The following is a 24,254-nucleotide window of genomic DNA, read 5'->3' as shown; positions in this document are numbered from 1 at the left end:
AACATGTAAGTGCTTTTATATTTTTACAGGGATGCTTTCAACGATTTTTACTTCATCAGGAGCTATACTGCATCTGTAGGCGAGAATCTTAACTCCTGCTCCTTGAGCTTCCTTTATTTTTTGTGCAAAGGCCGGATCCATAGCAACATTTGGACTAAAACCTTTTGCATACTCTATTTGAACGACAAAAAGTATTGCTCCACGATACCCGTTATTAACTGCGTGAATCATTTCATCAATGTGCTTACGTCCCCGTTCTGTAGGGGCATCCGGAAAGAAACTCCATTGATCTTTTTCTAATGTGACACCTTTAACTTCAACAAAGCAAATGCCATCTTCCCCCATAAGCTGAAGATCAAAACGGCTGTTTGAATAGGATACTTCTTTTTTGATAACAGGGTATCCTTTTAACTCTTCAATGATACCGCTTAAAACGGCTTCGTGGGCAAGAGCATTAGGAAGCTGAGAGTCAATTGAAATCCAGCTGTTTTCCTTTTGAACCATTCTAAGCTCATAGTTGGTTTTTCTTGTGGAAGAAGGATGATAGGAAAGCATCACTTTTACTCCCGGATATAGCAATTCTTTCAGTCTTCCGGTATTTGGAACATGACAAATCACTTCTTTTCCTGATACATTCACATGAGCAATAAATCGATTGGGGCGTTTTATGAAAGTACCGTAGCAGATTTCATAATTGAGTTTCATAGTATTAACCTTTCTAAAGAATCATGATTGTTGATATTTTTATAGTTATTATTATAACTTTTAAACGATTAAGTCAACAGTTAAAAATTTATAATTCTTATGAAAAGTAATAAAGTTTATTCCATAATGTTATATGTTATAGAAATAATTTTATATTGACAAATATTATTTAAAAACGTATCATGATTCATAGTAATTTTAGGTATATGATACTATAAGAGGAGTAATAAAATGATTTACTTAGATCATGCCGCTACTACACCTGTTTGTGAAGAAGTTTTACAGGTTTTTTATAATGTTTCAAAATCTTATATAGGTAATCCGAATTCATCTCATAAATTAGGAAGAGAAGCCGGAGCATATCTGGATTCATGTACTAAAAATATTGCTGATCTGCTTGGGGTTAAAGAAAATGAAATCATCTATACCTCAGGAGCTACGGAAGCCAACAATTTAGCCATTAAAGGCATTGCAAACGGATATAAAAGATATGGCAGGCATATTATTTCAACTTATCTGGAACATTCGTCCGTTACAGGACCTCTGACAGCATTACAAAATTTAGGTTATGAAATAGATTATGTCGATATTTTGGAGAATGGTTTAGTAGACTTAGACCATTTGAAGGAATTATTAAGAGAAGATACTATACTGGTTTCAATAGGTTATGTGGACAGTGAATTGGGAATTGAGCAGAATATTGAGCAAATAGGAGATATCCTGTTAAATTATCCTCACTGTTTCTTCCATGTGGATGCTACACAGGCTATAGGGAAGATTCCTGTTTCATTAGAGAAAGTTGATCTGGCTACATTTACTCCCCATAAATTCTATGGTATTAACGGATGTGGAGTATTGGTCAAAAAAGAAAATATCATTATCGAACCTCTTATTCATGGAGGAATAAGCACTACCCCATTCAGAAGCGGTACGCCGACCCTTGCCTTAGTGGCAGCACTGGAAAAAGCATTGATTTTGGCAACCGATGATCTGGAAAGCAAATATAATTATGTAAAACAGCTTAATGCCACATTGCGAGAACATTTGAAGCAATATCCAAATGTTAGGATCAATAGTACCGATCATGCAGTTCCCTATATTTTAAATATCAGTATCAAGGGAGCTGATACAATGGCATTTCAAAGGGAATTAGAAAATTATGATATTTATGTTTCTACTAAATCTGCTTGTTGCGCTCCCAATACGCCTTCGAGAGCAGTCTATGCCATTACAAAGGACAGAAAATTGGCTCTTAGTACCTTAAGAGTGAGTCTGAGCCATCATACTACAGAAAAAGATATAGAAACTTTTCTGAAATGCTTCGACCAGTGTTATAAAAAGTTAGTAAAGTAAGGATGGGAATATGGAAAAGTACAAAGAAATCGAGCGAAGTATCATAAAAAAATATAGGAAGCAAATTTGGTCCAGATTTATTACAGCAATTAACGATTATGAGCTTGTTCAGGAAGGAGATAAGATTGCGGTCTGCATCTCCGGAGGCAAGGATTCCATGCTTCTTGCCAAGTGTATGCAGGAATTGCAAAGACATGGAAAGGTTAAATTTGAGCTGGAGTTTTTAGTAATGGATCCGGGTTATAATCCCATAAACAGGCAAAGAATCATTGATAATGCGGAGTATCTTAATATCCCTATAAAAATATTCAATACGGATATATATGATATTGTTGCAGATATTGCGGATTCTCCCTGCTATTTATGCGCAAGAATGAGAAGGGGATATCTGTATAAAAATGCTCAGGACTTAGGATGCAATAAAATCGCTCTGGGACATCATTTTGACGATGTAATCGAAACGATTTTAATGAGTATCCTTTATAGCGGCCAGATAAAAACCATGATGCCTAAATTGCATAGTACAAATTTTAAAGGAATGGAATTGATCAGACCATTGTATTTGGTTAAAGAAGAGGACATTATTGCCTGGAAAAGGCATCATGATCTGCAGTTTATCCAATGTGCCTGCAGACTGACAGAAAATTGCATGCTTGGGGACAGTGGCGGAGGTTCCAAGCGTCAGGAAATGAAAGCATTAATAAAGAAATTCAGACAAACCAATCCAAACATTGAAATGAATATTTTCAGAAGTGTTCATAATGTGAATTTGAATACCGTTATTGGCTATACGAAAGGTAATGTTAAGTATAATTTTTTGGATGATTATGATAATAAGATGGAATAACTTTAAAAGCAAAAGACTCGGGGAACCGGGTCTTTTTTTCATAAAAAGCGAGATCTGAAAAACTTTGCTCCTAAAATATATTGTGATATAATATATTATTTATAAATAAAATATTTAAAAATGTTTTACTTATTAGAAAATTGATAGATGAGATATAGATATATAAAATGAGTTCCTTATAAATTTTGTTGTTAAATTTATGTAAAAAGGAGGATTATATGCATTATAAAGAATATGAAAGAGTTTCTCAGGCCGCCCTAAAAAAGATTGATGCTGATTTGGTCTTAAAAAATGGAAACATCATAAATGTGTTTACAGAAGAAATTTATAAGGCAGATTTGGCGATTCATAACGGTTATATTGTTGGGGGGGGAAATTATCGAGGAAAAACTGAAATGGACCTGGAAGGGAAATATGTGTGTCCTGGTTTTATTGATTCCCATCTTCATTTGGAATCCACTTTGGTTTCTCCGGCAGAACTGATACATAATGCAGTTTTATGGGGCACAACGACATTTATCGTTGATCCTCATGAGTCCGTTAATGTAAGTGGCTGTGATGGAATAGAATATATTTTGGAACAGACCAATGAAGTTCCGGCCAATGTATTTGTCATGATGCCTTCCTGTGTTCCGGCAACGCCTATGGAAGATAATGGATCTATGTTTACAGCAGAGGAAATGAAAAGATACATTAACCATCCAAGAATACTGGGCTTGGGGGAAGTGATGGATTATCATTCTGTAGTGAATGCTGAACGATCCATGTTTGAAAAGCTGGACTTGTTCAGAGATAAAGTCATTGACGGCCATGCTCCGTTCTTAACCGATGAACAGCTGGCAGCTTATGTTCTTGCAGGGATCAGTACGGACCATGAATGCTGTGATTTTGATTATGCATTAAAAGAATGCAGAAATGGAATACAGGTATTAATCAGAGAAGGGTCAGCAGCCAAAAATCTTGAGGCTATTGTAAAAGGAATTATAGAGAAAAATATTGACACTTCACGATTTTCTTTTTGTACGGATGACAAACATATTGAAGAAATCAGAGAAGAAGGACATATAAGCTATAATATTAAAAAAGCCATCTCGTTGGGTCTAAGTCCCTTAAAAGCCATAAAGATGGCAACAATAAATGCTGCTAGATGCTACGGATTAAAAAAATTAGGGGCTGTCGCTCCCGGATACCAGGCAGACTTAGTAATTTTAAAAGATTTAGAAAGCATCCAAATAGATTCTGTTTATCATAAGGGAAAATTAATCGGCAGCCATACCCCAATAGTGATTCCAAAGCCTGATGATCAAATTAAAAATACGGTTAAAATCAAAGAAATTACTGAAGAAATGCTATCGATTAAGATATCCCATAATCCCGTCTCAGTCCTTCAAATGATCAATCAGCAAATCGTTACAAAGCATTTAAAAACCGAGGTGCCTTGTCAAGGCGGATATTTTGCGCCTGACAAAGTATATAATAAAGCTGCTGTTATTGAACGGCATAAAGCAACGGGCAAAATAGGTCTTGCAGTAGTGACTGGATTTGGCATTAGTAACGGTGCCATAGCCTCCAGCGTTTCCCATGATTCTCATAATATTATTGTTATTGGAGATAATGATCGTGATATCCTGCTGGCAGTGAAGGAACTGGTTCGCACTCAGGGGGGGTATACGATTGTTGAAAACGGTGAGGTGCTTGAAACTTTGCCTTTACCGATTATGGGATTGATCAGTGATTTGAAATTTAATGAAGTGCATTCCAGACTAAAGACTATGATTGATCATGCCCACAGAATGGGAGTTCCAGATGATATGGACCCTTTTATTACGTTGTCTTTTATAGCTTTACCGGTAATTCCTGAAATACGTATAACAACCAATGGACTTTATGATGTAACTCATGGTAAATTTATAACATATCAATAGTTTTAAGATATGTTGCAGAGGAGATGAGCAGATGAACAGTTATGTACCTTTAGGAGATCCTTATATATTACTTAGCTGGTTGAATATGAAATTAAGAGATGAATGTAAGGACTTGGATCAATTATGTGAAAGATATGATCTGTCGGAGCAAACCATTTGTGATATGGTTGGGGCTATCGGATATGTATATGAAAAGCAAAGAAATCGGTTTATTTCTAAAGATGCAGATGGAGAGTAATTTGTAATAATCTTTCAACTGTGCTATAGTTTTATAGGACGCATATAAATTCCTTAGTGTTTAAAAATATGCAAAGGAGATATTGTTTGAAGGGAGCAACAATGTTATGAGAAATAAACTGATTATTTTTGATTTGGATGGAACGCTGGTAGATACAATAGAAGGCATTGGTTTTTCAATGAATAAAGTATTGCAAAATCATGGCTTCCCTGTCCATACGATAGAAGCTTACAGGAGATTTGTGGGTAATGGCTTAAGAAGCCTTGCTAAGACAGTTCTTCCACAAAATCATAGGGATGATGAAACCATAGATTTATGTTATAAAGAAATGCTGGAAGTATATAGTCAATTTTATTCCAGGGGGATATCTTTGTATCCGGGGATTGAAGATATGCTGGACAGATTGACTGGAGAAGGATATGCTATTGGGATTAATACCAATAAAGATCAGAGAATAACGGAATACATTGTAAAAGAGTTTTTAGGCAAATGGAAATTTGTAAAAGTCATCGGAGACGAAGGAGGATATCCTAAAAAACCAAATCCAGAAGCAGCTTTGGCGATTGCAGCAGAAGGTGGTTTTAAGCCTTATGAATCCGTCTATGTTGGAGACAGTGAAGTGGATTATAAAACAGCACAAGCCGCAGGGATGAAACCGGTGTCGGTTCTCTGGGGATTTAGAAGCAGAGAAGAATTGATAAAGTTAAATCCTAAAGGTGTCATAGAGACCCCGGATGAAATATTTAATAAGATAAACCCATAGAATAGCATCTATGGGTTTATTGGCGTTAGTGCTTTTTATTCATAGCTTGCTGCTTTTGCTTATGTCTTTGTTCTCCTGCATAGGGATCCTGAGGTTTGTTTTGCTTCTCTTGTTTCATAAATTCTTTAGCCTGGTCAGGAGTAAAGCTTGCAAATCCTTTTTCTTTTTTCATTTTTAGGCCTCCATTAAAAAATAGTTTTCACTTTTATTATTTAAATATTTAACGAAATTATTTATTCAATATTATCCCATTTTCTGTGGGAAGCTGAATGTAGTCCATAAGGAAATTGATTTTAAGAATCCAAAATTCAAGAGAAGCAATGCTGGGGTTAAGGATCATTAATTCCAGAGCCAATAATGAAGGGGAGGATAGTCTACTCTTGTGTATCAGAGAGATTAAAGGATGAGCTAAAAGATGTAATGATCTATGATGATGTCATGGATTGGATCACTATCCTGTTGGATTGGAAAAAATTTAGGGCAAGATTTATAATCTCGCCCTTTTTTTATTTAATCTTGCATTTCTTCTTTCTTCTCCTTCTTCATAATCCCTTTTTTCCTCATCAGTTTCAGGATAGAGAGGCGGAATAGGTGTGGGTTTTCCTTCTTCATCTAAGGCCACGAAAGTCAAGTATGCTTTATTGGTTAAAGTTAATTCACCAGTTTCTATATTTTCTACAAAAACCTTCACTTTGACTTCCATAGAAGTTTTTCCCACCCAGGTTAATTTTGCCTTAAGCATAATCAATTCACCCACTCGAATAGGGTGTCTGAAATCCAAACTGTCCACACAGGCAGTAACAACTGCTTTGTGGGAATGCCTCATAGCAGCCATAGCACCGGCAATATCAATCCAGTGCATCATTCTGCCTCCGAGCAAATTGCCGAGAGCATTGGCATCATTAGGAAGTACCAGTTCAGTCATTTCAACCATGGATTCACTGGGGGTTTTTCCCTCCATATAAATTCCTCCTAGTATAATGTAAAGTAATAGTATTATTATGAATGATCATATCAAAAATATCAAATTTATTTTCTGTATTTTTAATTCTGCAACTGTTTTTAAAGAAGATGGTTAAAAGGTTCGGTTCGAATATTCACTTCCATATTTCCATTGATTTTATCCCTCAGTTTCTTTTCGATGGCATCTGTCAGCTCATGGGATTTTAAAAAACTTGTATTAGGATCTATGCATATATGAAGATCTATATACATTTCATCTGTTCTGCCCCGACTTCTGATTTCATGAACATCTTTCACTTCATCGAAACTTAAAACGATATTCTTTATTTCCTCAGCATCAACAACTGCCTGATCCAGCAGAGGACCACAGGTTGTCTGGAATATTTCATATGCTGCATGCATAATAAACCCTGAGACAATGATGGATACAACAGGATCGATGATTGCTGGAATGCCCATACGAACACAGATCAGAGTAATCAATACACCTATGGAAATAAAAATATCGCTTCGAGTATGCATGGAGTCAGAAATCAAAATAGTACTTTTTAGACTTTTACCTTGCTTATATTCATATACAGCTATAAAAATGTTAATCATTAATGTAAGAATGAGCATCACCAAACTTTCAGAAGAAACAGCAGGAGGGACGGTGCTTTTAAATTTCGAGAAAGCTTCCGTAATGATTTTAATGCTTATAATCCCGAGCATTCCGGAAATAAAAAGACCAGCCAGGTTTTCAAATTTTTTATGGCCATAAGGATGCTCTTTGTCTTTTGGTTTAGCGGCCAGATGAATACCGATTAAGCCTACAATGTTAGAAGTTCCGTCAGTAAAAGAATGAAAGCCATCAGCAGTCATACTGGTACTTTTAATGATTTGCCCCACGGTGATTTTAATGAGTGCTACAGTTATATTGGCAAATAAGACTGTCCAAAGTACCATCTTAACTTTTTTTGACTCACTCATAGAATTTTTCCTCCCGAATCATTGTTCCGTAGTTGAAAAGATGTCATTGGCCCGGCTGTATCCCTATGTATTGCATATTGTTTATTATCAATTGAAACTATAATAATCATTATATTAAAAAGAAATTGTTTTGTGTACAGTTTTACAAAGATTATAGTAATTATCAATTGAAAATAATATTGATTATCTTTTTTGAAGAACAGATAGATAAAAATTTGAATTATAAAGCCAGTTATAGTAAAATAACTGAGTTAAAAGTAAATATTTGTATGCAAACTGTAACATAGGAGGAAATGAATATGAAAGTGGGCAGTTTTCTGAAATTAGTAGAAATCCAAACGAAAGTTGCAAGTGTTATTCCGTTTTTGATTGGGAGCACATATGCAGTTTATCATTTTAACGGTTTTAATGTAAAAAACTTTTTTTTGATGTTTTTTTCTCTTATAGCGTTTGATATGGCTACAACGGCAATCAATAATTATTTGGATTATAAAAAGGCCAATAAAACCTATGGATATGGATATGAGTCTCACAATGCCATAGTCAGGGATAAATTAAAAGAATCGGATGTACTCATTACAATATTTGGTCTTTTGCTTATAGCATCTTTGTCGGGGATTGTGCTGTTCTTAAATACAAGTATTATTGTGCTCTTACTTGGAATGGTTTCATTTCTTGTTGGCATACTATATACTTTCGGACCTGTTCCGATCTCAAGAATGCCTTTGGGAGAGATTTTTTCAGGCTTTTTCATGGGATTTGTCATTATATTTCTTTCGATTTATATTCACGTATATAATTCAGACTTAGCAGGGATTTTACTTGAACAGTCTTCATTATTAATAAATATCAATATCAAAGAATTAATCCTTATTTTTCTTGTTGCCCTGCCTGCAGTTGTAGGAATTGCAAACATTATGTTGGCAAATAATATATGTGATATTGAAGATGATATTGAAAACAAAAGATATACGCTTCCTATTTATATAGGAAAAGATAAGGCTTTAAAGCTTTTCAGAGCATTATATTATATTGCTTATGTTGATATTGCCATTTTAGCCTTATTAAAAATTACTCCTGTATTTGCTTTATTGATCTTATTAACACTTATTCCTGTGAATAAGAATATTAAGGCATTTATGAGCAAACAGACAAAGAAAGATACCTTTGTTACTGCAGTACAGAATTTTGTGTTCATGAATATTCCAATGGCTTTGTTTTTGGGTATTGGTATTTTGATAAGATAAATTGCAGGAAATGTTTGTAGGATATAACGCAATATGATACGATATAATTGTCCAGAAGAAAAGCAATAAGGAATATATGATCAAGGAGATGCAGTATGATTGAATTAGGAAAGATTCAAAAGTTAACCATTAAGCGAATGACTTCTGTCGGTGCTTATTTAAATGAGAAAGACGGCAAAAGTGATGATGATGTTTTACTACCTAAAAAGCAGATACCTGAAGATAAAAATATTGGAGACGAGATAGATGTCTTTATATATAGAGATTCAAAAGATCGTATCGTTGCTACTACCAGGACTCCCAGATTGACCCTTGGAGAACTGGCATTTTTACAAGTGGTTGAAGTCAGTAAAATAGGAGCTTTTTTAGACTGGGGATTGGAGAAGGACTTGTTTCTTCCTTTTAAAGAGCAGACTTCTCCGGTGCGTAAAGGGAAAAAATATTTAGTTGGTTTATATGTTGATAAAAGCAACCGCTTGTGCGCAACTATGGATATTTCTAAACTTTTGAACAGTAATTCTCCATATCAGGTTAATGATAAGATTCAGGGGACAATCTATAAAATAGTAGAAGATCTTGGCGCCCTGGTAGCTGTGGACAATAAGTACCATGGATTGATCCCGCAAAATGAATTGTATGGTTCCTATAAAAAGGGAGACAAAATAGAAGGAAGAGTTGTAAAGGTAAGAGAAGATGGAAAATTGGATATCAGCATAAGAGAAAAATCTTATATCCAAATGGATGAAGATGCTAAGCTGATCTTGGGAAAACTACTGCTTAAAGGAGGCAAACTTCCTTTTAATGACGATAGTGACCCAGATCTTATCAAAAAGGAATTTAATATGAGCAAACGAGCCTTTAAAAGAGCTATTGGGAAATTATTTAAAGAAGGAAAAATCAAAATAACTGATGAAGGCATAGAGGAAATACGTATACACGAGTGATAAAATGAAACAGCATTGCTGAATGAAAATTGCATTTCTTTGGAGACACTGTAGATAAAACAATAATAGGAGAGAGTTATATGGAAACTGTAAGATTTGAAGAATTAAACATATCGGAGGAATTAAACAGAGCGATTCGGGATATGGGGTTTGAAGAAACCACACCCATTCAGGCTCAGGCAATTCCACATATTTTAGAAGGAAAAGATGTGATCGGTCAAGCCCAGACAGGTACTGGGAAAACCGCATCTTTTGGTATACCAATTCTAGAAATGGTTGATCCCCAGGATCAGAATTTACAAGCCTTGGTTTTATGTCCAACCAGGGAACTGGCTATTCAGGTAGCAGAAGAAATAAGAAAGTTAGGAAAATACCTTCAAGGGATAAAATTGCTTCCGATTTATGGAGGACAGCCTATTGAAAGACAAATCCGTTCGTTAAAGAAAGGTGTGCAAATTATTATCGGTACACCGGGCCGAGTAATGGATCATATGCGCCGTAAAACTCTAAAACTGGACAAGGTGAAAATGGTGGTTTTGGATGAAGCAGATGAAATGCTGAATATGGGTTTTAGAGAAGATATCGAGACCATTTTAAAAGATATGCCTAAGACCCGTCAGACGGTCTTATTCTCAGCAACTATGCCTAAAGAGATTTTAGAAATTGCAAAGGCTCATCAGAATAATCCGGAAATAGTAAAAGTGGTGCATAAAGAGTTAACGGTGCCAAGCATTGAACAGTATTATTTTGAAGTAAAGGAAAAAAATAAGTTCGAAATTCTTACAAGATTAATCGATATGTATAATCCTAAGCTGGCACTGATTTTTTGTAATACCAAAAAGAAAGTTGATGAACTGGTAAGCGATCTTCAGGGCAGAGGATATTTTGCAGATGGTCTTCACGGAGATATGAAGCAGTCCTTAAGAGATCGGGTAATGAACAGCTTCAGAAATGGTAATATTGAAATACTTATAGCAACGGATGTAGCAGCAAGAGGTATTGATGTAGATGATGTAGAGATTGTTATTAACTATGATGTGCCCCAGGATGAAGAATATTATGTACATCGTATTGGTCGAACAGGAAGAGCCGGACGCTCAGGAAAAGCGTTTACTTTTGTGGTAGGAAAAGAAATCTATAAATTAAAAGATATCCAAAGGTATACCAAGACGAAAATCTTACATCAGCAAGTGCCTAGTCTAAATGATGTGGAAGAAGCGAAGATGGAAATTCTTATAGAAAATATCAAGAACATTATTGAAAATGAGGATTTAAGCAAACAGATTAAGATTGCAGAACGCCTTTTGGAAGAAGATTATACGGCGATTGATTTAGCTGCTGCCCTTCTTAAAATGACAATGAGAAAGGAAACAGAAGAAGAGATAGATTTTGATTTTGAAGATACTGGCTCTGAACCAGGTATGGTACGTTTGTTTATGAATATTGGAAGAAAGCAAAATGTAAGAGCGAGAGATATTGTAGGGGCAATTGCAGGTGAAACAGGATTATCAGGAAAACTGATAGGAACCATAGATGTCTATGATAAATATACCTTTGTTGAAGTTCCAAAGGAATACGCAAAAGATGTCTTAAAGATTATGAACAATGCTCAAATTAAAGGTAAACCCATTAATGTGGAACCAGCCAACAAGAAAAGATAATTGAATCATTATATGAATGTATTCAAAATCTAAGATAAACGTAAATATTTTAAGTAAAGCAGGGCTATTTTAAAATTTTAAGCCATGATGAAAGAAATACAGAATTGATATATTTAGATATCGTAATATAATAATATTATATTAATACAATATAATATTTTAAGGAGGCCCTAGCATGAAAAATATTACGGTATACTCTACGCCAACCTGTCCCTATTGCCATATGGTAAAAGATTATCTAAAGAAAAATGATTTTCAGTATAAAGACATCAATGTAGCTGTTGATCAGCGAGCAGCTGCTGAAATGATTAAAAAGTCTGGCCAGATGGGAGTACCTGTTATTGATATTGATGGAAATATTGTTGTGGGTTTTGACAGAGAAAAAATCAACAGTCTGTTGGGCTTATAAAATAATAGAATAGTAGAGATTAGTTTAGTGCCGAGGTTTTTCCTCGGCTTTTTTGTTTGCATGATGATTTATTGTACATACTATCTAGTAAATGTGTAGAGATTAGGAGGATTGAAATGGAACTTATCACATATCAGGATATTAAAAACAATGAAGAGATTAACACCTATATTAAAAAAGGCGATGAATTATTAGAAGTAATGGGCTATACAGATCATTCCGTAGTCCATGCGACAAAAGTAGCAGAGACAGCGGCAAAAATACTGCTTACACTGGGCTATTCTGAAAGAGAAGCTGAACTGGCGAGAATAGCAGGTTATATTCATGATATAGGCAATACGGTGAATAGAATAGACCATGCCCAGACAGGAGCTGTTATGGCCTTTAATATTCTTTCAAGGCTCGGAATGGATCCTGTGGAAATAGCAACGATCATTGCGGCTATTGGAAACCACGATGAATCAACAGGGGCGGCTGCGAACCCTGTATCGGCAGCATTGATTTTAGCGGATAAAACTGATGTAAGAAGAAGCAGAGTGAGAAATAAAGAATTTGTTACTTTTGATATTCACGACAGGGTAAATTATGCCGTAGAAAAATCTAAAGTGATCATTGAGGAACAAAAAAGAACAATTTTGCTGGACTTAACAATCGATATGAAAATATCTTCTCTTGTAGAGTATTTTGAAATCTTTCTTGCCAGGATGATTATGTGCAGAAGGGCGGCTGATTTTTTAAATGCAAAATTCGAATTAGTCGCTAATGGAAATAAAATGATATAATTAAATGTATAAAGTCAATAACAGTTAATGAGGTTAATACGGATAAATTTATGCTTTCCTTCCGCTAAGCTATAAGTAAAGAGCAGTAACGATTTTAGTCAGTAAATATACATATTGCTTAAAATTGTCAATGAGCAATTATCTATTGAAGCAGCAGAGATTATAAAGTATTATTATGATGAATAATACAGAAAGAAGGGAAGTTGGTTATGAGTTTAGCGGATAAGGCTTTCATAGAAATGTGTCGTGATATTTTAGAAACGGGGATAAGCTCTGAGGGACAGGAAGTAAGACCAAAATGGGAAGATGGAACACCGGCCCATACGATCAAGAAATTTGGTGTTGTTAATAGATATGATTTATCTAAGGAATTTCCTATTTTAACGTTAAGAAAAATTAATTTTAAAGCGGCTATAGATGAAATTCTTTGGATTTGGCAGAAGAAATCCAATAACGTAAAGGATCTAAACAGTCATATCTGGGATGCCTGGGCAGATGAAAATGGTTCCATAGGCAAAGCATACGGATATCAGCTGGGTATTAAGCATAAGTATAAAGAAGGAGAATTCGACCAGGTTGACAGAGTTTTATATGATTTGAAGAACAATCCATACAGCAGAAGGATTATGACGAATTTATACAATCATCATGATCTTCATGAAATGAATTTGTATCCCTGTGCCTACAGCGTGACTTTTAATGTTACAGGAAATAAATTAAATGCTATTCTTAACCAAAGATCCCAGGATATTTTAGTGGCGAATGGATGGAATATATGCCAATATGCTGTATTGATCCATATGTTTGCACAGGTTAGTGGTCTGGAGGTTGGAGAGTTAGTTCATGTGATAGCGGATGCCCATATTTACGACAGACATATTCCCATCGTAAAAGAATTGATTGAAAGAAAGACTTATCCAGCCCCCAAATTCATTATCAATACGGATATTAAGAATTTTTACGACTTTACAGTGGATGATTTTAAATTAGAAGGGTATGAATACGGAGAGCCCGTTAAAGATATTCCGGTGGCAGTGTAGAAAGGTGAAAGATATGAATTTGATAGTAGCAGTGGACAACCATTGGGGGATTGGATGCAGAGGAGATTTACTCCAAAGAATTCCGGAAGATATGAAGTTTTTTAAAGAGAAGACTTTAGGAAAGGTTGTTGTTATGGGAAGAGCTACATTTGAATCTCTTCCCAATAAGAAGCCTTTAACTGACAGGATCAACATTATATTGACTAGAAATAAAGGGTATAAAGCAGATGGAGCCATCATTTGCCATTCTCTTGAAAATCTTTTTGAGATTCTGGAGAACTACAATAGTAATGATATATATGTTATAGGGGGAGAGAAGATTTATAATTTGCTGTTGCCTTACTGTTCTAAAGCATATGTCACAAAGATAAAAAATCAATATGAGGCAGATACCTTTTTCCCTGATTTGGATAAACTGGAATACTGGAAAATGGCTGAAGAAGGCGAAATAAAGGAGTATAAAGATATTCTGTTTCAATTCACAGTTTATGAAAACACACATGTTTTATCTTTTTAATGGAGGCATAGTATAACTTCATATGTATTTTCAAATACTTAATATGAGGTGATGCTATGAGTTTTACACGGCGGGAAATGGAACTGATTCAAATGGAAGATGGTGTATTGAATCAGGAAAAAAGAGAAAGAGAGCCAAGAAAACTAGATGAAGCTGCCAAGGAATATATAGAAAAAGAAAAAATCTATTCTCCTCTTTTTCAAGATGAAAAGAAATAAAATCACGTTTTTTGACGTGATTTTTTTGATCTATAGAGATGAATTATGATAAAATATAATGGTTTGGAACGTATTAATCGGGATATGTTTAGTGAAAAATTTTTTAAAGCAAGAACATGATACAACTTTGAATGTAATATAAAATAATGATGAGCAGGGAAATGGAGAAACACATGGGAAAGATGACTTGGAAACCAGGCAATATGATTTATCCGCTTCCGGCGGTTTTAGTGACTTGTAAAGATACAGACGGATCAATGAATATTATTACGGTAGCATGGACAGGAACGGTTTGCACGAATCCGCCGATGACCTATATTTCTTTAAGACCTTCAAGGTATTCCTATGGAATGATTGAGAGAACGAAAGAATTTGTGATTAATCTTACAACAGAAAAATTGGTTCGTGCAACGGATTTTTGTGGAGTCAGATCAGGAAGAGATGTTGATAAATTTAAAGCAATGAATCTGACACCGCAAAATGGGAGTATAGTAGGTGCCCCTTTAATTAAAGAATGTCCGGTAAATATTGAGTGCAAAGTACAGAGCATTACTCCTTTGGGATCTCACCATATGTTTTTAGCAGAAGTAGTAGCGGTGAACGTGGATGATCATTACTTAGACGACAATAAGAAATTTCATTTGGATCAGGCAAAACCCATTTGCTATTCCCACGGTACATATTACGGTTTGGCCAGGCCTTTAGGTACTTTTGGTTTTTCAGTTGCAAAGAAAAAGAAAAAATCCAGGTAGTCTATGGGGGAGTATTATGATTAAAAAGATTCATTACAATGCGCCGGTTATCCTGACCTTGACTTTTTTGGCACTTTTGGCTTATCTTTTAGGAGAATGGACTAAAAACAGTACTACAATGCTTTTCTTTTCGGTTTATAGAAGTTCTCTCAAGGATCCTTTGTTCTATATAAGGATTTTTGGACATGTATTGGGACATGCCAGCTGGGAACACTATATGAATAATTTTTTACTCATTCTTTTAATTGGACCCATGCTGGAAGAAAAGTATGGTTCTTTGAATATGTTGATCATGATTACTTTTACAGCGTTTGTCACAGGAGTAATTAACATTTTATTCTTTGATACTGCTTTGCTTGGAGCCAGCGGAGTTGTATTTATGCTGATTTTATTGAGCTCTTTTGCCAATATTAAGAAAGGAACCATTCCATTAACATTGATTATTGTTGTGATTATCTTTATGGGAAGAGAGATCATATCCGGATTGCTTTATAAAGATTCTATATCACAGCTTACCCATATTGTAGGAGGATTTTGCGGAGGAATATTTGGATATAAAATCAACCGAACAAAAATTTAAACATCTTTGAGAAACCTCAAAGATGTTTAGAAAAATTGCTCTATATTTACACTTTCCAATGCTTCTTCTGCTTCAGTCAGATCGAAATAAATACTTTCTGTATTCGGAACAGGATTGCCATATTCGTCTACAAGTCTGTAACCTTTTGTTACTTTAAAATTCGGGTCTTCTTTTTCGACTAAAGAAGCATCTTCCATAGAATCATAAACTGTTCCGTAATAACCAGTTTGGTCTACAGCGGTCCAGCATTCTTCAATGCGAATCATAGAGTTTATCCTTTCCTTTTATATTATTGCAGTTATATTATTTGCACTTTATAGTTTTGTAATCATATTGTTTGGATCTATTATTTGCCAATTTATGATCTTATTCATTTTCCAGGGAACAGATGGAACGATGATGCATGCCTTTATAATTTTTTGATTATGGTGTATTATATTAATAATTATTATTTTGCATAGATGGGAGATGTTTTAAGTGGAAAATAATCATACAGAAGAAATGACAATGGCACAAATGATGGAAGATATTGAGAAGTCTATGAAGAGACTTCGCAGTGGGGACATTGTAAAAGGAAAAGTCATTAAAGTGAATGAAAATGAAGTGTTGGTCAATATTGGATATATGGCGGATGGCATTATTCCAAGACAAGAAATTTCGGATGATGAAAATATTGATCCCAGAGATATTTTAAAGCCCAATGATGAAATAGATGTACTTATTCTTCAGATGGATGATGGGGAAGGTAATGTGATTTTATCCAAAAAGCAAGCAGACCAGGTGGTAGTTTGGGATGAACTGAATGACTATTTTGAGGCTGGAACGCCCATAGAAGTAACAGTCAAAGAAGTAGTCAAAGGTGGCGTTGTTGCACCTATAAAAGGAATCAGGGCATTTATTCCCGCATCTCAGCTTTCTATAAATTATGTTGAAGATTTAAATGCGTATATTGGAAAAACCTTAAAAGTAAAGCTGATTGAACTGGATAAGAAAAGCCGCAAAGTTGTATTATCCAGAAAAGAAGTGGAAAAAGAAGAAAGAGAACTTCAGAAAAAAGAAATATGGAAGACTCTTAAAAAAGGAGAAAAGAGAAGAGGTATTGTAACCAGATTGGCTAAATTTGGTGCTTTTGTGGATTTAGGAGGAGTAGACGGATTGATTCATTTATCCGACTTATCTTGGAAAAGAGTTTTAGATCCTGCTGAAGTCGTTTCCGTAGGAGACGAAGTAGAAGTTTATGTAGTGGATTTCGATGAAAAGAAAGAGAGAATTTCTCTTGCTTTGAAAGATGTTAAAGAAGATCCCTGGAAAGAAGCTGTTAAAAAATATAAAGTCAATGATATTGTGCAAGGCAAAGTGGTTAGAATTACAAATTTCGGGGCTTTCGTTGAAATTGAGCCAGGAGTAGAAGGATTGGTTCATATTTCTCAGATTACGGATAAGCATATTGCAAAAGTTACAGAAGTTCTTTCTGTGGGAGATGAAGTAAAAGCAAAGATTATAGAACTCAAACCAGAAGAAAAGAGAATTAGCTTAAGTATTCGTGAAGCAGAAGACGGAACGAGCGAAGAAGTGCTGCAGTATGTTCAAAATAATGAAGAAGAAGTGACTATAGGTGATCTTTTGAAAGATAAATTAAAGGGATTAAAATTTTGATTAAATGAATAGAATCTCATGCCCTTTGAAATAATAATCTTAAAGGAGGCATGAGTATGAAAAACATAGGAGTTCAAAAAGGTTTATCACCTATCAAAGATTACTTAAGCAGCAAAGGATATAATGTTCAGGAATTTGATACAAGTGCAGAAAATGCAGTTAAAAGCTTGGGAAATGTAGATGCTATTGTTGTAACAGGCATGGACCAGAATGTTATGGGTATTGAAACAACTTCAACCAAGGTACCGATCATTGATGCCAGTGGCATGGTACCAGAAGAAGTTGAGCAATCCATCAATCGATTAAGTTAGATCAGAATAGGCAGTCATTTTAAATGACTGCCTATTTTTTTTGATAAAATAGATCATAGGATTGTTAGTTTTATACATATGTCAAAGGGTTGCTCAAACGAAAAAATATACAACAATTATATCAACCGTTTGACATACTTATTGGATCAATGTATAATAAAGTGTAATTACAGATTTAGAAACTGATTTTTTCATTGGATTTGTATTTTTATAAAGAATGATGAGTACAGGCAGAGAAATTTAAGGGGGATTTTATGAGTATGCGGTTTAATTTCAAGGGTGGTTAAAAGCATGTGGCTAGAAAAATGAGAGGTGTGAAGCTTTTAAAACTAGTTAGATAGACATAGTACAAAGGCTAAATAATCTCTTATATTTTTATTCAATAAAGTGTCAATCGGTTGACATACATTTTCTATTACAAGATTAAGGCAGGTGTAATAATGTTTAATTTTAACGAAACTATTGATTTTCCATACAGAGAAAATGATGTTTTGGCAGTAGGGGAATTGCTTATAGATATGATCAGTTCCGATTATTGCGATGATTTTAACTGTGATAGTTTTAATAAGTTTTTTGGAGGATCACCAGCTAACATTGCCATGAACACCAAGAAACTGGGTATTCATTCGTTAGTGGTGTCTGCTGTTGGAGACGATGGCTTTGGAAGATTTTTAACGCATCATTTAGAAAAAGCAGGAATTGATAGCAGTTGTGTTGAGAAAACCAATTTTTCAACCAGTTTAGTAGTTGTATCGAAAAGTAAAAATAGTCCCATTCCCATTTTTTACAGAGAAGCAGATTATCATTTGGAGTATACAGAAAAACTGGAACAAGCCGTAAAGAATTCGAAGATTTTGCATTTTTCCTGTTGGCCAATTTCAAAACAGCCTTCCAGGACTACCATTGAAAAACTAGTCGATATTGCAAAAAAGAATAAAGTACTTATCTGCTTTGACCCAAACTATCATCCAATGATATGGGAAAGAGGAGAAAATGGTACAGAATATATAAGATCAATGCTTCGTAAAGTGGACATTGTTAAACCTTCTGAAGATGATGCTAAACGGTTGTTTGGAGAAGATACTCCCGTTCATCAAATTGAGAAATTTTTAAACTTAGGTGCTAAGCTGGTGATTATGACACTTGGGGCTGATGGAGCGATTGTTTCCAACGGAGAAGAAACCATACGATTTTATACATTGGCCAAGGAAGTCGTTGATACTACTGGAGCAGGGGATGCTTTCTGGTCAGGATTTTATGCAGGAATCGTAAAAGGTTATACCATCAGAGAGGCTTTAGAATTAGGCTTTGCAGTCAGTGCGTATAAACTCAAATATTTGGGGGCTGTTGTTGACTTGCCCAGGATTGAAGAGATTAAAAGAATTTATAAACTATAGTTCTGTTGAAAGGGAGGCTTGATTATGGCATTAAAAAATAAAGTACAGCTCATTACGTATCCGGATTCACTCGGGGGTGATTTGCAAACCCTTTATAACGTGCTTACGAAATATTTTCCAGATATTTTTAAAGGGGGTGTTCATATTTTACCTCCATTTCCTTCTTCGGGGGACAGGGGATTTGCTCCTCTTACTTACTTTGAAATAGAGCCTGGGTTTGGTACATGGAATGATATTCAGAAAATAGGGGAAAAATTCGATGTGCTCTTAGATTTGATGGTGAATCATATTTCTAAAAAATCGGCATATTTTCAAGACTTCTTAAAGAAAGGCAGAGATTCGGAGTATGCCGATTTATTTATTACTCTTGATAAACTTTGGGAAGATGGAAAACCAGTACAAGAAGACATTGATAAAATGTTTCTCAGAAGGCAGGTACCATATTCTAGTTTTACTATAGAAAGTACTGGAGAAGAAGAAAAAGTATGGACTACTTTTGGGAAAACCGATCCATCAGAACAGATTGATTTAGATATAAAGTCAAAAAAGACAAAACAACTTTTAACGGATTTCTTTGCGAATTTTAGCAGAAACAATGTGAAAATAGTAAGATTGGATGCTGTGGGATATGTCATAAAGAAATTAGGAACAAGCTGCTTTTTTGTTGAACCAGAAATTTATGAATTCTTAGATTGGATTAAGGAAATGGCAGATTCGTTAGGCATTGAATTATTGCCGGAAGTTCACGCACATTATTTAACGCAATATAAATTAGCAAAGAGAGGATTCTGGATTTATGATTTTATTCTTCCTTATACCATATTAGAAACCCTCATTATGAAATCCAGTAAAAGACTTTGCAGTTATCTGAAAAATAGGCCTAAGAATCAATTTACAATGCTGGATTGTCATGACGGCATTCCTGTTAAACCGGATTTGGATGATTTACTGGATACCAATGATGCAAGGAAAGTAGTGGAGATATGTCTTGAAAGAGGTGCCCAGCTTAGTCTTATTTTATCTGAAGAACATAAGAGCAAAGATGGCTTTGATGTTCATCAGATAGATTGCACATATTATTCGGCCCTTAACTGTGATGATGACGCTTATATGGCAGCAAGAGCAATACAGTTTTTTGCGCCTGGAATTCCACAAGTATATTATGTTGGTCTTTTAGCAGGAGAAAATGATTATGACAGTTTCAAAGAAACTGGTGAAAAACGGGCACTGAACAGACATAACTATAGTCTTGATGAAATTGAGCAGTCCATTCAAAAAAAGGTCGTACAAAGGCTTTTAAGATTGATCAGATTCAGAAATGAATATCCCGCTTTTGATGGAGAATTTGAAGTTATAGATACTTCACATCACGAAATTCAACTGAGCTGGAAAAAAGAAGATAAGTATTGTACGCTGTTTATAGATTTAGAAAGGAATAAATCAGTAATAGAATATGTTAATGATGACGGGGAAACTTTGGAATACGTTATTTAAGTGAATTGTTAAAAACATCTTGAAAGATCAGAACACCATCAGCCTGATGACGTGGACAATTTCATATCCTTGTGATAAAATTAGAAATAGTTATTATGCTTTCTTTAAAGGATGATTGAAACTATGGCAACAATAAAAGACGTAGCGAAGTTGGCAGGAGTTACAGTAACGACAGTTTCAAGGGTACTTAATAACAGAGGATATATTAGCGAGGCAACAAGAAAGAAAGTTTATGAAGCTATGAAAGAATTAGACTATCAACCCAATGAACTTGCCCGTTCATTGTACAGGAGAAAGTCTAATATTATAGGGTTGATTGTTCCTAATGTTTCCCATCCGTTTTTTGCAGAGTTTACGAGTTATGTTGAGGCCTATGCATACGAAATGGGATATAAAGTTTTGATTTGCAATTCATATCAGGACAAAGCCAAGGAAAAAGATTATGTAGAAATGTTAAAGAGAAATCAGGTAGATGGGATCATAATGGGGAGTCATACAATAGATACTTCAGATTATCTTTCGTCTACATTTCCCATTGTGGCATTAGACAGAGATTTATCCGACAACATACCTTATGTAACATCTGACAACTATAATGGAGGATTTTTGGCTACAAATCTTTTGATTGATAAAGGGTGCAGGAAACTTGCTCATATAAGTGGGCCATTGGAAATTAATACTCCGGCAAACAAAAGATATCAGGCTTTTGTAGATGTTGCGTCAGGAAGAAATGTGGAATATATTGTTAAGGAAGCGAAATTGGATCTATTCAATAATTATAAAAAACTGATTTATAGTCTTTTCATAGACCATCCGGATATAGATGGTATTTTTGCCAGCAGTGATATGATAGCAACGGCTGCCATTCATGTTGCAAATGAAGTAGGTAAAGAAGTCCCAAAAGATTTAAAAATTGTAGGATATGACGATATTGGTTTTGCTTCTTTTATAGTGCCTCCCTTAACCACCATACGACAGCCAATTAAAGAAATGGGAGAGTTGTCTATAAAGGTTTTAATTGATCAAATAGAGGGCAAGCAGGTAGAACGAGAAAATGTTTTGCCGATTAGCTTAATCGAACGTAAAACAACTTAAGCCCATAATCCAGTGAAGGATTAAGGGCTTTTTTTAGTGTTATCGATCATAAATTGATTGGTTTGACCCATTTTATAGGCTAGTTTGATCATTTCCTTTTCTTCAGAGGACAGTTGTCTGTTAAACATTTTCTCAAACTGTAGGAATAAACTTTTTTTATCCAGGCGTTTCTTATTTTTAGGCTGCGTAGCTTTTTTGACTGTGGAGAGGGGTAAATAGTTATAGGTTTCAGGCTTGATGTTTTTATGATATAAACGCTTGAATATTTCAGCAGTATACGCGGCATCATAAAGAGCATTGTGGAACTCATTGTCAAGAGGAATATTCAGCAATTCTACAGCATTTCTAAGACCTATACTGCTTCCTGTAGGATTATTCAGATATGTTGCAGCCATAGACTGAATATCTATATATCTTTGAGGCAGCCGTTTTTTATGAAGTCGATGATATAATGCATTTCGGTATAGTTCTTTCAAATCCACAGTACCCCACACACAGAAAACATCATATTCACTGTCAATGAACTTTAGAAAATTTTTATACACTTCAGAAAAACTTGGAGCATGATTTAAATCTTCATTAGAAATTTTGGTGATATCTTTAACGAAAGGATGCAGACGTTTATAGATTTTAGGTTTGATTAAAGAATGAAAACATTCTACTGCTTCCAAAGATTCATTTAATTTGATTGCTCCAATTTCTATGATTTCAAAGGGGCATTTAGGGTTGTTGGCAGGTTTTCCTGTTTTTTTAAAATCAAAGCCTTGATTAAATTCCAGATCAAATATTATAAAATTCATTTGTATAGCTCCTCAAACAGTTAGTTGTTTTTTTGAATGATGTTGATAAAGAAAAATGGAATTCCAGCAATAATCCACATGCAAATCAATACATATTGTAAAAAATAGGAAATATTATTGGAAGGCAAAATGGCTTTAAGTCCATACTTAATCAATATTAGCGTGATAATGCCTAAAAGCCAGCTGATTATTCGTCTTGCCAAATTGCCTTGAATTTTGAAATGAATATATTTAGTTTCTATTAAATAACCAAAAAATAATCCTGTCAGGCATCCAAACATTTTGATTTCATTGACACCACGAACCATAACAATGATGAAACCTAAAATCATAAAAATAAGAACAAAAATTAACGACTTCTGAGTTTTCTCTGCGTAGTTCATTGAAACATTTATAAAAACAAACCAAATGCATGAGAACACAATTCCGCCAATCACATCTACAGGCCAATGGACCCCCAGATATAATCTGGATAATCCTATAAGAGCAATCATAAAGGCTCCCAGTATATACATCCATTTTTTATGGACATAATTCATAATCATCATCCAAAAGCCCGAAGCAACTTGAGTATGACCGCTTGGGAAAGAATAACCTGTAGCAGTTTCTAGACGAAGGGATGTAATGCCTAGTTTTCCTATAGGTCTTGCTGTATGAAAAAAGTTCTTGAGACCTGAATTAAATATGACATTGCTCAGCAAGAAAAATCCTAATCTATAACCGAAATCTTTATGAATACAGCAATAGATAAAGCTAAAAACAAGAACTAAAAAAGTTTCTTCACCAGTCAGAGTAATCAGTTCAAAAAAATGATCCAGAAAATCAGAGCGAAAAGATTGAATGTATTTTAGTATTTCTAGTTGAATTTCCATTTTGGCACCTCATGAATAGCTTTCTATAATCATTATAGTACAAAACCGCTCGATTAATTCGAGCGGTTATCATTAGAATCATTTTAGAATGGAATTGATCAATCTCTGTTACAGTGTTTGTGCATAGGTTTCCTCTACTTTTTCCAGGAATGGAGCAAAGGTTTCATCGGAAAATTGAATTCCTTCATTGGAATGATAAAGAGGAATGGTACTGCTATTGATATAATAGTACAAGGAAGAGATACCTGTGCTTGGAACATAAACATAGAAGAGATCTCCTACTAATTTTTGAGTAGCAGCACGTTCTTTTTCTATTCTTAAATAAGGAATGAGATCTTCTGGAACCATGCTTTCATCCGGAAGCATATCAGGGATGTCAGAAACCACGGCATCACTTTCAACGATTGCCTTAATCATTTTATCCAATGAAACACTGGATGTATTATTTGCTCTGCCAGAAGCGTGATTTAATCCAGCAAAAACCAATAATACTACGAATAATCCTGCAAATAACCAAATAAATCTTTTACCATTGTTTTCGTTCATTGCTTAGACCTCCATATGCATACATAATTTTGAATAAGTCTCATGAACAGTAGTATAGCAGTTTTGCAGATTAAATGCAATTGTCTCACAAATATTTTATGTATTTTCTCTCAAAACAATAAAGAGAAAATTGCTTGAAATAATTTACAAAAATTGGTATTATATTTATG

At 34.7% G+C, this 24,254-nt stretch carries 28 protein-coding genes; 20 read left to right on the top strand and 8 right to left on the bottom strand.

Features of this window, described 5'->3' with window-relative positions; translation table 11 throughout:
• Nucleotides 1–15 precede the first annotated feature (15 nt).
• Nucleotides 16–705: a DNA/RNA nuclease SfsA gene (gene sfsA, locus JOD07_RS08545; RefSeq protein WP_158740818.1), complete on the bottom strand. Its 690-nt coding sequence runs from the start codon at nucleotides 703–705 to the stop codon at nucleotides 16–18.
• Between the two features lie 231 nt (nucleotides 706–936).
• On the opposite strand from sfsA, the gene JOD07_RS08540 reads away from it, so the two are divergent.
• From JOD07_RS08540 to JOD07_RS08520, 5 genes are all read left to right on the top strand, one after another.
• Nucleotides 937–2,058 carry a cysteine desulfurase family protein gene (locus JOD07_RS08540; RefSeq protein WP_158740817.1) on the top strand — a complete coding sequence of 374 codons (1,122 nt, stop codon included), beginning with the start codon at nucleotides 937–939 and terminating at the stop codon, nucleotides 2,056–2,058.
• Nucleotides 2,059–2,068: 10 nt separating this feature from the next.
• Complete coding sequence (locus JOD07_RS08535; protein WP_158740815.1) at nucleotides 2,069–2,905, top strand: tRNA 2-thiocytidine biosynthesis TtcA family protein; 837 nt, start codon at nucleotides 2,069–2,071, stop codon at nucleotides 2,903–2,905.
• A 218-nt stretch (nucleotides 2,906–3,123) separates the two neighbouring features.
• Nucleotides 3,124–4,830, top strand: coding sequence for an adenine deaminase (gene ade, locus JOD07_RS08530; protein WP_158740814.1), 1,707 nt, complete (start codon nucleotides 3,124–3,126; stop codon nucleotides 4,828–4,830).
• 31 nt (nucleotides 4,831–4,861) lie between these two features.
• Entirely contained in the window at nucleotides 4,862–5,068 is a 207-nt protein-coding gene (locus JOD07_RS08525; RefSeq protein ID WP_204613481.1) for a DUF4250 domain-containing protein, read from the top strand.
• Between the two features lie 106 nt (nucleotides 5,069–5,174).
• Nucleotides 5,175–5,831, top strand: coding sequence for an HAD family hydrolase (locus tag JOD07_RS08520; protein WP_158740810.1), 657 nt, complete (start codon nucleotides 5,175–5,177; stop codon nucleotides 5,829–5,831).
• 25 nt (nucleotides 5,832–5,856) lie between these two features.
• On the opposite strand, the gene JOD07_RS08515 is transcribed toward JOD07_RS08520, so the two are convergent.
• The 3 genes from JOD07_RS08515 to JOD07_RS08505 all read right to left on the bottom strand — a co-directional run bounded on the left by JOD07_RS08515 (nucleotide 5,857) and on the right by JOD07_RS08505 (nucleotide 7,763).
• Entirely contained in the window at nucleotides 5,857–6,003 is a 147-nt protein-coding gene (locus JOD07_RS08515) for a hypothetical protein (RefSeq protein ID WP_204613479.1), read from the bottom strand.
• A 315-nt stretch (nucleotides 6,004–6,318) separates the two neighbouring features.
• Nucleotides 6,319–6,792 (bottom strand): acyl-CoA thioesterase, encoded by a 474-nt coding sequence (locus JOD07_RS08510; protein WP_158740806.1) that lies wholly within the window; start codon nucleotides 6,790–6,792, stop codon nucleotides 6,319–6,321.
• Between the two features lie 101 nt (nucleotides 6,793–6,893).
• Nucleotides 6,894–7,763 (bottom strand): cation diffusion facilitator family transporter, encoded by an 870-nt coding sequence (locus JOD07_RS08505; protein WP_158740805.1) that lies wholly within the window; start codon nucleotides 7,761–7,763, stop codon nucleotides 6,894–6,896.
• 299 nt (nucleotides 7,764–8,062) lie between these two features.
• On the opposite strand from JOD07_RS08505, the gene menA reads away from it, so the two are divergent.
• The 10 genes from menA (at nucleotide 8,063) to JOD07_RS08455 (ending at nucleotide 15,913) form a co-directional block, all read left to right on the top strand.
• Nucleotides 8,063–9,010: a 1,4-dihydroxy-2-naphthoate polyprenyltransferase gene (menA, locus tag JOD07_RS08500; protein ID WP_158740803.1), complete on the top strand. Its 948-nt coding sequence runs from the start codon at nucleotides 8,063–8,065 to the stop codon at nucleotides 9,008–9,010.
• A 95-nt stretch (nucleotides 9,011–9,105) separates the two neighbouring features.
• Nucleotides 9,106–9,954, top strand: a complete 849-nt coding sequence (locus JOD07_RS08495) for a CvfB family protein (protein ID WP_158740801.1) — start codon at nucleotides 9,106–9,108, stop codon at nucleotides 9,952–9,954.
• 80 nt (nucleotides 9,955–10,034) lie between these two features.
• On the top strand, nucleotides 10,035–11,615 hold the full coding sequence (locus tag JOD07_RS08490) for a DEAD/DEAH box helicase (protein ID WP_158740800.1): 1,581 nt from the start codon (nucleotides 10,035–10,037) through the stop codon (nucleotides 11,613–11,615).
• Between the two features lie 175 nt (nucleotides 11,616–11,790).
• Nucleotides 11,791–12,024: a glutaredoxin family protein gene (locus JOD07_RS08485; protein WP_158740798.1), complete on the top strand. Its 234-nt coding sequence runs from the start codon at nucleotides 11,791–11,793 to the stop codon at nucleotides 12,022–12,024.
• Between the two features lie 116 nt (nucleotides 12,025–12,140).
• Nucleotides 12,141–12,806, top strand: coding sequence for an HD domain-containing protein (locus JOD07_RS08480; protein ID WP_158740796.1), 666 nt, complete (start codon nucleotides 12,141–12,143; stop codon nucleotides 12,804–12,806).
• Between the two features lie 209 nt (nucleotides 12,807–13,015).
• Complete coding sequence (thyA, locus tag JOD07_RS08475) at nucleotides 13,016–13,846, top strand: thymidylate synthase (protein ID WP_158740795.1); 831 nt, start codon at nucleotides 13,016–13,018, stop codon at nucleotides 13,844–13,846.
• A gap of 13 nt (nucleotides 13,847–13,859) precedes the next feature.
• Nucleotides 13,860–14,363 carry a dihydrofolate reductase gene (locus JOD07_RS08470; RefSeq protein WP_158740793.1) on the top strand — a complete coding sequence of 168 codons (504 nt, stop codon included), beginning with the start codon at nucleotides 13,860–13,862 and terminating at the stop codon, nucleotides 14,361–14,363.
• A 56-nt stretch (nucleotides 14,364–14,419) separates the two neighbouring features.
• Nucleotides 14,420–14,581 carry a hypothetical protein gene (locus tag JOD07_RS08465; protein WP_158740792.1) on the top strand — a complete coding sequence of 54 codons (162 nt, stop codon included), beginning with the start codon at nucleotides 14,420–14,422 and terminating at the stop codon, nucleotides 14,579–14,581.
• Between the two features lie 173 nt (nucleotides 14,582–14,754).
• Nucleotides 14,755–15,333, top strand: a complete 579-nt coding sequence (locus JOD07_RS08460) for a flavin reductase family protein (protein WP_204613477.1) — start codon at nucleotides 14,755–14,757, stop codon at nucleotides 15,331–15,333.
• Nucleotides 15,334–15,349: 16 nt separating this feature from the next.
• The gene (locus JOD07_RS08455; protein ID WP_158740789.1) at nucleotides 15,350–15,913 is read left to right on the top strand and encodes a rhomboid family intramembrane serine protease; all 564 of its coding nucleotides are present in this window, start codon (nucleotides 15,350–15,352) and stop codon (nucleotides 15,911–15,913) included.
• A gap of 26 nt (nucleotides 15,914–15,939) precedes the next feature.
• On the opposite strand, the gene JOD07_RS08450 is transcribed toward JOD07_RS08455, so the two are convergent.
• The gene (locus tag JOD07_RS08450; protein ID WP_158740787.1) at nucleotides 15,940–16,179 is read right to left on the bottom strand and encodes a hypothetical protein; all 240 of its coding nucleotides are present in this window, start codon (nucleotides 16,177–16,179) and stop codon (nucleotides 15,940–15,942) included.
• A 211-nt stretch (nucleotides 16,180–16,390) separates the two neighbouring features.
• On the opposite strand from JOD07_RS08450, the gene rpsA reads away from it, so the two are divergent.
• From rpsA to JOD07_RS08425, 5 genes are all read left to right on the top strand, one after another.
• On the top strand, nucleotides 16,391–17,569 hold the full coding sequence (gene rpsA / locus JOD07_RS08445) for a 30S ribosomal protein S1 (RefSeq protein WP_330576574.1): 1,179 nt from the start codon (nucleotides 16,391–16,393) through the stop codon (nucleotides 17,567–17,569).
• A 56-nt stretch (nucleotides 17,570–17,625) separates the two neighbouring features.
• Entirely contained in the window at nucleotides 17,626–17,880 is a 255-nt protein-coding gene (locus JOD07_RS08440; protein ID WP_158740785.1) for a YkuS family protein, read from the top strand.
• A gap of 440 nt (nucleotides 17,881–18,320) precedes the next feature.
• Nucleotides 18,321–19,277 carry a carbohydrate kinase family protein gene (locus tag JOD07_RS08435; RefSeq protein ID WP_204613475.1) on the top strand — a complete coding sequence of 319 codons (957 nt, stop codon included), beginning with the start codon at nucleotides 18,321–18,323 and terminating at the stop codon, nucleotides 19,275–19,277.
• Between the two features lie 24 nt (nucleotides 19,278–19,301).
• A complete protein-coding gene (gene gtfA / locus JOD07_RS08430) occupies nucleotides 19,302–20,771 on the top strand; it encodes a sucrose phosphorylase (RefSeq protein WP_204613473.1) in 1,470 nt (489 codons plus the stop codon).
• 123 nt (nucleotides 20,772–20,894) lie between these two features.
• Complete coding sequence (locus JOD07_RS08425; RefSeq protein WP_158740779.1) at nucleotides 20,895–21,866, top strand: LacI family DNA-binding transcriptional regulator; 972 nt, start codon at nucleotides 20,895–20,897, stop codon at nucleotides 21,864–21,866.
• 20 nt (nucleotides 21,867–21,886) lie between these two features.
• Here JOD07_RS08425 and JOD07_RS08420 read toward each other — a convergent pair whose 3' ends face one another.
• From JOD07_RS08420 to JOD07_RS08410, 3 genes are all read right to left on the bottom strand, one after another.
• Complete coding sequence (locus JOD07_RS08420) at nucleotides 21,887–22,666, bottom strand: 3'-5' exonuclease (protein WP_204613465.1); 780 nt, start codon at nucleotides 22,664–22,666, stop codon at nucleotides 21,887–21,889.
• 20 nt (nucleotides 22,667–22,686) lie between these two features.
• A complete protein-coding gene (locus JOD07_RS08415) occupies nucleotides 22,687–23,538 on the bottom strand; it encodes a phosphatase PAP2 family protein (protein WP_204613463.1) in 852 nt (283 codons plus the stop codon).
• Between the two features lie 108 nt (nucleotides 23,539–23,646).
• Complete coding sequence (locus JOD07_RS08410; RefSeq protein ID WP_158740774.1) at nucleotides 23,647–24,084, bottom strand: hypothetical protein; 438 nt, start codon at nucleotides 24,082–24,084, stop codon at nucleotides 23,647–23,649.
• Nucleotides 24,085–24,254: the final 170 nt, after the last annotated feature.

It is taken from the genome of Defluviitalea raffinosedens (assembly GCF_016908775.1).
Classification (GTDB): Bacteria; Bacillota; Clostridia; order Lachnospirales; family Defluviitaleaceae; genus Defluviitalea; species Defluviitalea raffinosedens.
The sequence above is the reverse complement of the archived record's forward strand: the minus strand, read 5'-3'. Positions and strand labels throughout refer to the sequence as shown.